The organism is Streptomyces sp. NPDC053673, from assembly GCF_055585225.1.
In genome coordinates this window covers 42104-54356 of the sequence record NZ_JBVJKN010000016.1, presented here as the reverse complement: position 1 = coordinate 54356, position 12253 = coordinate 42104, and the positions used below count along the sequence as shown (strand labels likewise).

General features: G+C 71.1%; 11 protein-coding genes. 8 read left to right on the top strand and 3 right to left on the bottom strand.

Annotated elements, in window-relative coordinates; genetic code table 11:
* The first annotated feature begins 139 nt into the window (after nucleotides 1–139).
* The 4 genes from ispG to ACZ6ZQ_RS22660 all read left to right on the top strand — a co-directional run bounded on the left by ispG (nucleotide 140) and on the right by ACZ6ZQ_RS22660 (nucleotide 4729).
* The gene (gene ispG, locus ACZ6ZQ_RS22675) at nucleotides 140–1294 is read left to right on the top strand and encodes a flavodoxin-dependent (E)-4-hydroxy-3-methylbut-2-enyl-diphosphate synthase (RefSeq protein ID WP_469770321.1); all 1155 of its coding nucleotides are present in this window, start codon (nucleotides 140–142) and stop codon (nucleotides 1292–1294) included.
* 190 nt (nucleotides 1295–1484) lie between these two features.
* A complete protein-coding gene (locus tag ACZ6ZQ_RS22670) occupies nucleotides 1485–2330 on the top strand; it encodes a GNAT family N-acetyltransferase (RefSeq protein WP_469770421.1) in 846 nt (281 codons plus the stop codon).
* 29 nt (nucleotides 2331–2359) lie between these two features.
* Nucleotides 2360–2899 (top strand): GNAT family N-acetyltransferase, encoded by a 540-nt coding sequence (locus ACZ6ZQ_RS22665; RefSeq protein ID WP_469770320.1) that lies wholly within the window; start codon nucleotides 2360–2362, stop codon nucleotides 2897–2899.
* Between the two features lie 135 nt (nucleotides 2900–3034).
* Nucleotides 3035–4729, top strand: a complete 1695-nt coding sequence (locus ACZ6ZQ_RS22660; RefSeq protein WP_469770319.1) for a proline--tRNA ligase — start codon at nucleotides 3035–3037, stop codon at nucleotides 4727–4729.
* A gap of 233 nt (nucleotides 4730–4962) precedes the next feature.
* On the opposite strand, the gene ACZ6ZQ_RS22655 is transcribed toward ACZ6ZQ_RS22660, so the two are convergent.
* The 3 genes from ACZ6ZQ_RS22655 to ACZ6ZQ_RS22645 are packed head-to-tail and all read right to left on the bottom strand — an operon-like array spanning nucleotide 4963 to nucleotide 6814.
* Entirely contained in the window at nucleotides 4963–5835 is an 873-nt protein-coding gene (locus ACZ6ZQ_RS22655; protein ID WP_469770318.1) for an aminoglycoside phosphotransferase family protein, read from the bottom strand.
* A 17-nt stretch (nucleotides 5836–5852) separates the two neighbouring features.
* On the bottom strand, nucleotides 5853–6278 hold the full coding sequence (locus ACZ6ZQ_RS22650; RefSeq protein WP_469770317.1) for a ferritin-like domain-containing protein: 426 nt from the start codon (nucleotides 6276–6278) through the stop codon (nucleotides 5853–5855).
* Nucleotides 6275–6814 (bottom strand): hypothetical protein, encoded by a 540-nt coding sequence (locus ACZ6ZQ_RS22645; protein WP_469770316.1) that lies wholly within the window; start codon nucleotides 6812–6814, stop codon nucleotides 6275–6277. Before ACZ6ZQ_RS22645 ends, ACZ6ZQ_RS22650 begins: the two co-directional genes overlap by 4 nt.
* Nucleotides 6815–6980: 166 nt before the next feature.
* Between ACZ6ZQ_RS22645 and rimP the strand changes: the two genes are divergently transcribed.
* From rimP to infB, 4 genes are all read left to right on the top strand, one after another.
* A complete protein-coding gene (rimP, locus tag ACZ6ZQ_RS22640) occupies nucleotides 6981–7490 on the top strand; it encodes a ribosome maturation factor RimP (protein WP_469770315.1) in 510 nt (169 codons plus the stop codon).
* Nucleotides 7491–7492: 2 nt separating this feature from the next.
* The gene (gene nusA / locus ACZ6ZQ_RS22635) at nucleotides 7493–8497 is read left to right on the top strand and encodes a transcription termination factor NusA (RefSeq protein WP_469770314.1); all 1005 of its coding nucleotides are present in this window, start codon (nucleotides 7493–7495) and stop codon (nucleotides 8495–8497) included.
* 161 nt (nucleotides 8498–8658) lie between these two features.
* A complete protein-coding gene (locus ACZ6ZQ_RS22630) occupies nucleotides 8659–8949 on the top strand; it encodes a YlxR family protein (protein WP_469770313.1) in 291 nt (96 codons plus the stop codon).
* A 149-nt stretch (nucleotides 8950–9098) separates the two neighbouring features.
* A complete protein-coding gene (gene infB / locus ACZ6ZQ_RS22625) occupies nucleotides 9099–12173 on the top strand; it encodes a translation initiation factor IF-2 (protein ID WP_469770312.1) in 3075 nt (1024 codons plus the stop codon).
* The last annotated feature ends 80 nt before the right edge of the window (nucleotides 12174–12253 follow it).

The window sequence follows — 12253 nt, the reverse complement described above, 5'->3', positions numbered from 1 at the left end:
GGACACTGTGTGGTGTCCGGCCGCGTCCCTTTGGGTGGTTTGCCGCCGCGGTGTGCTGGGGCACAGGCCCGTGGCGTAATCTCAAAGGCTGGAGCCCGCCTCTCGGGGCCTCGATCCACACCTTGGGGTTGCACAGCAGATGACCGCGATTTCTCTCGGTATGCCGTCCGTTCCGACCAAGCTCGCCGACCGGAGGGTCAGCCGCAAGATCCAGGTCGGCTCGGTCGCCGTCGGCGGCGACGCGCCCGTGTCGGTGCAGTCGATGACGACGACGCGGACCTCCGACGTCGGTGCCACGCTGCAGCAGATCGCCGAGCTGACCGCGTCGGGCTGCCAGATCGTGCGCGTCGCCTGCCCCACGCAGGACGACGCCGACGCGCTCTCCACCATCGCCAGGAAGTCGCAGATCCCGGTGATCGCGGACATCCACTTCCAGCCGAAGTACGTGTTCGCCGCCATCGACGCCGGCTGTGCGGCCGTCCGCGTCAACCCCGGCAACATCAAGCAGTTCGACGACAAGGTCAAGGAGATCGCCCGGGCCGCCAAGGACGCGGGCACCCCGATCCGTATCGGCGTCAACGCGGGCTCCCTCGACGCCCGGCTCCTGAAGAAGTACGGCAAGGCAACCCCCGAGGCGCTGGTCGAGTCGGCGCTGTGGGAGGCGTCCCTCTTCGAGGAGCACGACTTCCACGACATCAAGATCTCGGTCAAGCACAACGACCCGGTCGTCATGGTCAACGCCTACCGGCAGCTGGCCGCCCAGTGCGACTACCCGCTGCACCTCGGTGTGACCGAGGCCGGTCCGGCCTTCCAGGGCACCATCAAGTCCGCCGTCGCCTTCGGCGCACTGCTCAGCGAGGGCATCGGCGACACCATCCGCGTCTCGCTGTCCGCGCCGCCGGCCGAGGAGGTCAAGGTCGGCATCCAGATCCTGGAGTCGCTGAACCTGCGCCAGCGACGCCTGGAGATCGTCTCCTGCCCGTCCTGCGGCCGCGCCCAGGTCGACGTCTACAAGCTGGCCGACCAGGTGTCGGCGGGACTTGAGGGCATGGAGGTCCCGCTGCGCGTCGCCGTCATGGGCTGCGTCGTCAACGGGCCGGGCGAGGCCCGCGAGGCGGACCTGGGTGTCGCGTCCGGCAACGGCAAGGGGCAGATCTTCGTCAAGGGCGAAGTCATCAAGACCGTCCCCGAGTCGAAGATCGTCGAGACCCTGATCGAAGAGGCCCTGAAGATCGCCGAGCAGATGGAGAAGGACGGCATCGCCTCCGGCGAGCCGGAAGTCTCAGTCAGCTGACTCCCCCGCATACCGCGAAGGACCGGGCCCCCGCAGCCGGGGCCCGGTCCTTTCGCGTGAGCGGTACGGCTCGGCATCTCCAGGTAAAGTGCGGAGATCAGCAGGCCGTATGCAGCCATATGTACGCGCCGACGCTAGCCGACCGAGCGGCACCTGTCGTTGCCCGCAAGGAGTGATGGAGGGCCCCCTCGTGCTGACGCAGACCACCACCCGGGTCCTCGACCCCGCCGATCTCGGCGCCGCCCTCGGCGTCCTGGAGAGCGACCCCGTCGCCAACGCCTTCGTCGCCGCTCGCGTCCAGGTCGCCGGTCTCGATCCCTGGCGTCTCGGCGGCGAGATGTGGGGCTGGTACGCGGAGGGACGGCTCCGCTCCCTCTGCTACTCCGGCGCCAACCTGGTCCCCATCTGCGCCACCCCCGAGGCCGTCCGCGCCTTCGCCGAGCGCGCCCGCAGGACCGGCCGCCGCTGCTCCTCGATCGTGGGACCGGCCGAGACCACCGCCCAGCTGTGGCGGCTGCTGGAGCCCAGCTGGGGACCCGCCCGCGAGGTCCGTGCCCACCAGCCGCTCATGATCACCGAGTCGATGCCGCCGGACATCGAACCCGACCCGTACGTCCGCCGCATCCGCAAGGACGAGATGGATGTGATCATGCCCGCGTGCGTGGCCATGTTCACCGAGGAGGTCGGCGTCTCGCCGATGGCCGGCGACGGCGGACTGCTCTACCAGGCCCGCGTCGCGGAGCTCGTCGGCTCCGGCCGGTCCTTCGCCCGCATCGACGACGGCAAGGTCGTCTTCAAGGCCGAGATCGGCGCGGCCACCCCGCAGGCCTGCCAGATCCAGGGCGTCTGGGTCGCCCCCGAATTCCGCGGCCGCGGCCTCTCCGAGACCGGCATGGCCGCCGTAATCCGCTACGCCCTCGCCGATGTCGCCCCCGTCGTCAGCCTGTACGTCAACGACTACAACACCGCGGCCAGGGCGGCGTACCGACGCGTCGGATTCCGCGAGGTCGGTGCGTTCATGAGCGTGCTGTTCTGACGTGCTGACGGCGAAGTAGGGTTCCCGGCATGGAAGAGGATGTCGAGGTCGGACCGGTCAACCTCGCCGCACGGGTGGACGACGCCCTCGCGGTGCAGGCCCTCGCCTTCGGACTGAGCGAGGACGAGGTCGCCGTACGCCGCCACATCGTCCTCAGGCATCTGCTCTATCCCGGTGCCCACGCCTACGGGGCGACGACGCCCGAGGGACGCCTGGTCGGCTTCGTCTACGGCATGCCCAACGACCGCACCCACTGGTGGTCCACCGTCGTCGAGCCGTACCTGCGCACCAACGGCTCCGACGACTGGCTGGACGACTCCTTCGTGATCACCGAGCTGCATGTCCACCCCGGCTACCAGGGGCGCGGCATCGGCCGCACCCTGATCACCACCATCACGGACGGTGTGGACCAGCCCCGGTCCATCCTCTCCGCGATCGACATGGAGAGCCCGGCGCGCGGGCTCTACCGGACCCTCGGCTACCGGGACCTGGCTCGCCGGGTCCTCTTCCCGAGCGCGCCGAAGCCGTACGCGGTGATGGGCGCGCCGTTGCCGCTGCTGCGGCGCTGAACGGGGCTCTGCCCGGGGTCCGGCGGTTTACCCCGGGTGATACGGGCGCCGCGTGCGGGGAACTGATTTCCGCCCGCTGGCACCGCCCGGCTAACCTCCTGCACATCACCCTTTCTTGTACGCAGGAGTTAACCCATGGCAGCCCAGGTCCAGCGCATGTCCCGTCTGATGGTCAAGACACTGCGCGACGACCCGGCGGACGCCGAGACGCTCAGCCACAAGCTCCTCGTCCGCGCGGGCTACGTCCGACGCAACGCCGCGGGCATCTGGAGCTGGCTGCCGCTCGGCATGCGGGTCCTGGAGAACGTCGCCCGGGTCGTGCGCGAGGAGATGGACGCCATCGGCGCCCAGGAGGTGCTGCTTCCCGCCCTGCTGCCCAAGGAGCCGTACGAGGCGACCGGGCGCTGGGAGGAGTACGGCGCCGAGCTGTTCCGCCTCCAGGACCGCAAGGGCGCGGACTATCTGCTGGGCCCGACGCACGAGGAGATCTTCACCCAGCTGGTGAAGGACCAGTGCACCTCGTACAAGGACCTTCCGGTCATTCTGTACCAGATCCAGACGAAGTACCGCGACGAGGCGCGTCCGCGGTCGGGCATCCTGCGCGGCCGTGAGTTCCAGATGAAGGACTCGTACTCCTTCGACACCTCGGACGAGGGGCTGGCGGAGTCGTACCGGCTGCACCGCGAGGCGTACATCAAGATCTTCCAGCGGCTCGGCCTGGAGCACCGGATCGTGTCCGCGGTCTCCGGCGCGATGGGCGGCTCGGCGTCCGAGGAGTTCCTGGCGCCTGCGGCGGCGGGCGAGGACACCTTCGTGTACTGCCCCTCCTGCGACTACGCCGCGAACACCGAGGCGGTCACGTTCGCGCTGGAGCCGGTCACCGCGGAGCACGGAGCGGTCGAGGAACTGGACACCCCCGACACCCCGACCATCGAGACGCTCGCCGAGCACCTGGGCGTGCCGGCCTCCGCGACGCTCAAGAACCTCCTCGTGAAGGTCGACGGCGAGATCGTCGCGGTCGGCGTCCCGGGCGACCGCGAGGTCGACCTCGGCAAGCTCACCGACCACCTCGCGCCGGCGACCGTCGAGCTGGTCACCGCGGAGGACTTCGTGGGCCGCCCGGACCTGGTTCGCGGGTACGTCGGGCCGCAGGGCCTGGAGAAGGTCCGCTACATCGCCGACCCGCGGGTGGCACCGGGCACCGCGTGGATCACCGGCGCGAACAAGCCCGACACGCATGCCCGCAATGTGGTCGCGGGCCGTGACTTCGAGGTCGACGACTACCTCGACGTCGTCGTGGTCGAGGACGGCGACCCGTGCCCGTCCTGCGGCACCGGGCTGAAGCTCGACCGCGCGATCGAGATCGGTCACATCTTCCAGCTGGGCCGGAAGTACGCCGACGCCTTCCAGCTCGACGTGCTGGGCCAGAACGGAAAGCCGGTGCGGGTCACCATGGGCTCGTACGGCATCGGCGTCTCCCGCGCGGTCGCGGCGCTCGCCGAGCAGCACGCCGACGAGCAGGGCCTGTGCTGGCCGGGCGAGGTCGCCCCGGCGGACGTGCACGTGGTCGCGGCGGGCAAGGCGCTCCAGACCGAGCTGGCGCTCGACGTCGCCGAGAAGCTGGGCGCGGCCGGGGTGCGGGTGCTCGTGGACGACCGTGCGGGTGTCTCCCCGGGCGTGAAGTTCACGGACGCGGAGCTGATCGGCGTGCCGAAGATCCTGGTGGCCGGGCGTCGCTCGGCCGAAGGCGTGCTGGAGCTGAAGGACCGCCGGACGGGCGAGCGCGAGGAACTGACGGTCGAGGAGGCCATCGCCCGCGTCACGGCCTGACCCCGGCCGGGGGTGACCGGTTCGGGCCGGTCGCCCCCGGGGTGTGGTGCGGCGAGCCTCCGGCGGGGGTGCGGTCACGGTGTGCCCGGTGCCGTGACGGCGTCCGGTGTGTCCGTCCTCAAACGCCGGACAGGCTTGGTGGTTTGTGGGCAGTCGTTCCGCTGGGGCGGAACGGGTGGGCACAAACCACCCACCGGCCCGCAGACGGGCAACTGCCCGGGTTCAGGAACGGGCTAGAGCCAGCCCGCGAACTCCAGCGCCAGTTCGCCCTCCGCACGCCGGCCCGCGGCCAGCGCCCGGGTGCCCGATTCCACCGCGCGGAAGAGCGTCCAGCCGCGGAGGCGGTCGCGGTCCACGTCCAGGGAGTCCGCGAGACGGTTCACGCGGCGGCGGGCCGCGGACGGGCCGGAGGAGGTGGCGATCATGTCCTCCACGCGGTCGCGGGCCAGCCGGGCGAGGTCGTAGGCGCGTTCACCGACCAGCGGCTCAGGACCGACCGCGAGCCATGGAGTGCGGTCGCCCGCGAGGATCTTGCCCTGGCGGAAGTTGCCGTGGAGCAGGAGGACCTCGGGGGAGTGGGCGGTCAGCTCCTCGCGGGCGCCCAGGGCCGCGGCCACCAGGGCCGGCGGTGCCGCCTCGGACCGGGCCGACAGCGCGGACGCCTGGCGGGCCGTACGGTCGGCGACCGTCTCGAAGGCGTGGCCCGCCGGTGGGTCGACCCACAGGCGCCGCAGCGTACCCGCCGCCTCCAGCAGTGCCTTCGCCTCCGGCAGAGAACGCACGGACACCTCGGGATGCAGCCGCTCCAGCAGCAGCACCCCCTCGGCCCCGCCGAGCAGCCGCACCGCGCCGAAGCCGTTCCAGTGCGTGAGCGCGGCGCGTTCCAGCTCGGGCGCGGCGAACGGCGGGACGAGCTTCAGCGTGGCGGGAGTGCCGTCCTGCTGCCGTACGAGGACGACGAGGCTGCTCCGGCCGCCCGGTGCCATCACCCGCTCGATCTCGAGACCGTGCCGGGCGACCGCCTCCTCGGTGAGCTTCGGCAGCTGCCCGAGCCAGTCGCTGTCGCCGAGCGCCCGCACCAGACGCTGGGGCGGTTCAGAACCCATGCGTGCGTTGTTCCCTTTCACTGCCTTGTGGCTCGCTCGGCGAGCCCTGGAAAGGCTACGCCGGTACCCCGCCACCGCACGGCCCGCACCGCCGCTTCGCGGAGCGCACCCGCGGCCTCCCGGCGCAGCGCGCCCTCGGCAGCCCGGACGAGATCGGAGTAGGCGCCCGCGACCCGGTCCTCCAGCACCGCGGCGAGCCGCACCGCCGCGGCGGCGTCCGGCACCGGGAACGGCAGGGCGTACGCGGCCTGCGCGGCCACCGGCGTCCCGCCGAGGTCGCGCACGGTCCGCTCCAGCGCATCGCGGCGGGCCCGGTGCGCGGCGTGCGCCGCCATGGCCTCGGCCCGTCTGCTCTCACCGGCCCGGCCGCCGACGACTCCGTACCCGTACACGGCGGCGTGCTCGGCGGCGAGCGCGGCCTGTGCCGCCTGCAGCGTGCTCATGCGCGGGTCCCTTCCGTCAGCAGGTACGCGTGCCCGGCCCCGGCCGCGGCGACCGACGCGAGCAGCCGGGCGTACTCCGGCGGGGCGTCGGCCAGCGCGGCGGTGTGTGCGTCGGCGGTACTCCGCTCGGCCGAAGCCAGCGCCCGTACGGCCGTGTCGGCGTCCGTGGCCACAGGCGTCGCGTCGGGGCGTGCGGTCGGGGACGCACCGGGCGCGGCGCCGGCGGACGCGGCCGCGGATGCCGAAGGCCTCACCCCCGTGGGCGACAGCGCCTCCACATGGCGTGCGACCGCTGCTCGCAGTGGTGCCAGCCGGGACGCCAGCCCCGGATGGGCGACGAGGACCTCGTCGTATCGCCCGAGCAGCGCACTGCTCGCTGCCGCACTGCGCCGCCGCAGCGCGGTCTCTGCCGAGACGGGCGCCGGCGAGGTCCGCCGGACGGGGGGCTCGTCCGACGAGCACCCGGTCAGGGCCGCGGCCGCCGCCGCTCCCGTCGCCATGAGCGCACGTCTGCGTGTCGTCCCCGTGCGCTCCACGCTTCTCCCCTCGGGCCCGGGCCCTGTCCTTGCCGTGATCACCGCAGGCGAGAGCGTACCTGCGGGTCAGCCGCGGGTGGACGGCAACACCCCCCGGGACCGGATACCCTTTGTGCTGACACACGACGAAACCCACAACAGCACACGCGGCCGAGGAGTCACCCGGATGAGCACCACCCAGAGCGAGAGGCTGCGCGGACTGCTCGAACCGCTCGTCAGCGCCGCGGATCTGGATCTGGAAGAGATCGAGCTGTCCCGGGTCGGCCGGCGCCGTGTGCTCCGGGTCGTCGTGGATTCCGAAGAGGGCGTGGACCTCGACGCCTGCGCCGAGCTGAGTCGTGTCATCTCCGACAAGCTCGACGAGAGCGACGTCATGGGAGACGGCGAGTACCAGCTCGAAGTGACCTCCCCCGGGGCCGAGCGCCCGCTCAAGGAGCACCGCCAGTACGTACGCGCTGTGGGCCGGCTGGCCAGGTTCCAGCTGGTCGAGGGCGGCGAGCTGGTCGCGCGGATCCTGACCGTGGATGACGATGGCCTCGACCTGGAGGTGCCGGGTGTGAAGGGCCGTAAGCCCACCGCCCGCCGTGTCACCTTCGACGAGATCGCCAAGGCGCGCGTCGAGATCGAGTTCAGCCGCAAGGACAAGAACGACATTCAGAAAGAAGAGGAGGCGTAGCCGTGGACATCGACGTGAAGCTCCTGAGGGGCTTGGCACAGGAGAAGGAGATTGCCTTCGACCTGCTGGTCGAAGCGATCGAGTCGGCCCTCCTCATCGCCTACCACCGCACCGAGGGAAGCCGCCGCCACGCGCGCGTCGTGCTCAACCGTGAGAACGGGCACGTGACCGTGTGGGCGAAGGAGGACCCTTCCGAGCTCGAAGAGGGGCAGGAGCCCCGTGAGTTCGACGACACTCCGCACGACTTCGGCCGGATCGCCGCGTCCACGGCCCGTCAGGTCATCCAGCAGCGGCTGCGGGACGCCGAGAACGATGTGACCTTCGGCGAGTACGCCCGCCGCGAGGGCGATGTCGTCGCCGGCCAGGTCCAGCAGGGCAAGGACCCCAAGAACGTCCTGGTGAAGCTGGACGACAAGCTGGAGGCCATCCTGCCGGTGCAGGAGCAGGTGCCGGGCGAGGAGTACACGCACGGCTTGAGGCTGCGCACGTACGTCGTCCGGGTGGCGAAGGGTGTGCGCGGTCCGTCCGTCACCCTGTCCAGGACCCACCCCAATCTGGTGAAGAAGCTCTTCGCCCTGGAAGTCCCGGAGATCGCCGACGGCTCGGTGGAGATCGCCGCCATCGCCCGCGAGGCCGGTCACCGCACCAAGATCGCCGTACGTTCCACCCGCAGCGGGCTGAACGCCAAGGGTGCGTGCATCGGTCCGATGGGCGGCCGTGTGCGCAACGTCATGGCCGAGCTGCTCGGCGAGAAGATCGACATCGTCGACTGGTCGGACGACCCGGCGGAGATGGTCGCCAACGCGTTGTCCCCGGCCCGCGTCTCGAAGGTCGAGATCGTGGATCTCAGTGCCAGGTCCGCTCGGGTGACAGTGCCCGACTACCAGCTGTCACTGGCCATCGGCAAGGAGGGGCAGAACGCCCGCCTGGCCGCCCGGCTCACCGGTTGGCGCATCGACATCCGCCCGGACACGGAGCAGGCCCCCGACCAGGCCGATCAGGCCTGAGGCCCGGCTCCGGCCGAGGGTGACCCCTGGTCGACCGGACCGGGAACAGATCACGGCGGGTACCCGTTCGACCACGGGGAGATCGCCACGAGTTTTGAGCCATCAACTGTTCGATTTTTGCCCCAAAGGGGTGAGGTCGGTACGGGGAGGTAGACTTAGTCGTGTCTGGCCGGACGCAAGACCGCGCATGCCCTGAGCGAACCTGCGTGGGATGCCGGGAGCGAGCGGCCAAGAGCGATCTGCTGCGCATCGTGGCGATCGAGGGCGAATGCGTCCCCGATCATCGCGGTACGCTGCCCGGCCGGGGTGCGTATCTGCACCCCGCCTCGGTCTGTCTCGACATGGCGGTGCGACGTAGGGCGTTCCCACGGGCCTTCCGGGTCCAGGGGCCGCTCGACACCGCGGATGTACGCCGGACCGTCGAGGCGGAAACGGCGCAGCCGGCACCGTAAGAAAGAAGTACGGCACGGAACCCCGTGCGGTCAGGTACCTCGCGAGTTGGAAGTAGGTCGAGATTGCGATGAGCACTCGATGAGTACGCGATGAGTACGCCCATGAAGTAGCGACGGTCCGGCGGTAACCCGGACCTAAAAGGAGCGAAGTGGCTAAGGTCCGGGTATACGAACTCGCCAAGGAGTTCGGTGTGGAGAGCAAGGTCGTCATGGCCAAGCTCCAAGAACTCGGTGAATTCGTCCGTTCGGCGTCCTCGACGATCGAGGCGCCGGTTGTACGCAAATTGACTGACGCTTTCCAGCAGGGCAGCGGCTCCGGCCGCGCCGCCGGAAAGCCTTCGGCGCCGCGCAAGGCGACGCCTTCCCCCGCAGCCAAGCCTGCCGCGCCGTCTCCGGTCTCCCCGGCACAGACGGCCCGTCCGGCTGCCCCGAAGCCTGGCGCGCCCACCCCGGCGCCCAAGCCGGTTGCTGCCGAGAAGCCCGCGGCGCCCACTCCGGGTCCGCGTCCCACCCCGGGCCCGAAGCCCGCGGCCGCGCCGAAGCCGGCTCCGGCCGCTCCGGCCGCGCCCGAGTTCACCGCGCCTCCGTCGGCTCCGGCCGCCGGCCCCCGGCCCGGTGCCACTCCGGGGCCGCGTCCTGCTGCCCGTCCGGGCCAGGGCGAGCGTGGCGGTGCCCGTCCGGGCGCCCCGCGCCCCGGTGGCGAGCGTGCCCCGCGTCCGGGCGGTGCCCGTCCCGCGGGTCCGCGTCCGGGCAACAACCCGTTCACCTCTGGTGGCTCCACCGGTATGGCGCGCCCGCAGGCGCCCCGTCCGGGCGGCGCCCCGCGTCCCGGCGGCCACGGTGGCCAGGGCGCACCCGGTGGTCCGCGTCCGCAGGGCGCCGGTCAGGGCGGTCCCCGTCCGCAGGCCGGTTCCGGTGGGCCCCGCCCGACTCCGGGCGGCATGCCCCGTCCGCAGGCGCCCCGCTCCGCCGGTGGCCCCGGCGGCGGTCCCGGCGGTAACCGTCCGAACCCGGGCATGATGCCGCAGCGTCCCGCTGCCGGCCCGCGTCCTGGTGGCGGCCCCGGTGGCGGCGGTCGCGGTCCCGGTGGCGCCGGTCGTCCCGGTGGTGCCGGTCGTCCCGGCGGCGGCGGCTTCGCCGGCCGTCCGGCCGGTCCCGGCGGCGGCGGTCGTCCCGGTGGCGGCGGCTTCGCCGGCCGTCCCGGTGGCGGTGGCCCCGGTGGCGGTGGCGGCTTCGGTGGCGGCGGTGGCCGTCCCGGCTTCGGCGGACGTCCGGGTGGTCCCGGCGGCCGTGGTGGCACGCAGGGTGCGTTCGGCCGTCCCGGCGGTCCGGCGCGTCGTGGCCGTAAGTCGAAGCGGCAGAGGCGCCAGGAGTACGAGGCCATGCAGGCCCCGTCGGTCGGCGGTGTGATGCTGCCTCGCGGCAACGGCGAGACCGTTCGTCTGTCGCGCGGTGCGTCCCTCACCGACTTCGCGGAGAAGATCAACGCCAACCCGGCGTCGCTCGTCGCCGTGATGATGAACCTCGGCGAGATGGTCACGGCCACGCAGTCCGTCTCCGACGAGACGCTGCAGCTCCTCGCCGACGAGATGAACTACACCGTTCAGATCGTCAGCCCCGAGGAGGAGGACCGCGAGCTTCTCGAGTCCTTCGACATCGAGTTCGGCGAGGACGAGGGCGGCGAGGAACTCCTCGTGTCCCGTCCGCCGGTCGTGACCGTCATGGGTCACGTCGACCACGGTAAGACCCGACTGCTGGACGCGATCCGCAAGACCAATGTGGTCGCGGGCGAGGCCGGCGGCATCACGCAGCACATCGGTGCGTACCAGGTCTCCACCGACGTCAACGACGAAGAGCGTCGCATCACCTTCATCGACACCCCGGGTCACGAGGCGTTCACCGCCATGCGTGCCCGTGGTGCCAAGTCGACCGACATCGCGATCCTCGTGGTGGCGGCCAACGACGGTGTCATGCCGCAGACGATCGAGGCGCTGAACCACGCCAAGGCGGCCGACGTGCCGATCGTGGTCGCGGTCAACAAGATCGACGTCGAGGGCGCGGACCCGGTCAAGGTGCGCGGTCAGCTGACCGAGTACGGCCTGGTGGCCGAGGAGTACGGCGGCGACACGATGTTCGTCGACATCTCCGCCAAGCAGGGTCTGCACATCGACTCCCTGCTGGAGGCCGTCGTCCTCACCGCCGACGCCTCGCTCGACCTGCGGGCCAACCCGGAGCAGGACGCGCAGGGTATTGCGATCGAGTCCCACCTCGACCGCGGCCGCGGTGCCGTCTCCACCGTCCTCGTCCAGCGCGGTACCCTCCGCATCGGCGACACGATGGTGGTCGGCGACGCGTACGGCCGAGTCCGCGCGATGCTCGACGACAAGGGCAACAACGTCGAGGTAGCGGGTCCGTCGACCCCCGTCCTGGTCCTGGGTCTCACCAACGTCCCCGGCGCCGGCGACAACTTCCTCGTCGTCGACGAGGACCGTACGGCCCGCCAGATCGCCGAGAAGCGCGCTGCGCGCGAGCGCAACGCCAACTTCGCCAAGCGCACCCGCCGGGTGTCCCTCGAGGACCTCGACAAGGTGCTCAAGGCCGGTCTGGTGCAGGAACTCAACCTCATCATCAAGGGCGACGCGTCCGGTGCGGTGGAGGCTCTCGAGTCCTCGCTGCTCCAGCTCGACGTCGGTGAAGAGGTCGACATCCGAGTCCTGCACCGCGGTGTGGGTGCGGTCACCGAGTCCGACGTCGACCTGGCGATGGGCTCCGACGCGATCGTCATCGGCTACAACGTCCGTGCGGCCGGCCGTGCCGCGCAGATGGCGGAGCGCGAGGGCGTCGACGTCCGGTACTACTCGGTCATCTACCAGGCGATCGAGGAGATCGAGGCGGCCCTCAAGGGCATGCTCAAGCCGGAGTACGAAGAGGTCGAGCTCGGTACGGCGGAGATCCGCGAGGTCTTCCGCTCGTCCAAGCTGGGCAACATCGCGGGTGTTCTCATCCGCTCCGGCGAGGTCAAGCGCAACACCAAGGCGCGCCTCATCCGCGACGGCAAGGTCATCGCGGAGAACCTCAACATCGAGGGTCTGCGTCGCTTCAAGGACGACGTCACCGAGATCCGCGAAGGCTTCGAGGGTGGTATCAACCTCGGAAACTTCAACGACATCAAGGTCGACGACGTCATCGCGACGTACGAGATGCGCGAGAAGCCGCGCGGCTGACGCGTCAATGGTCGGGGCCGGTCGGCGGGACGAAATCCCGTCGATCGGCCCCGGCCGTGCGTGTACGGTTCCTGATGTCC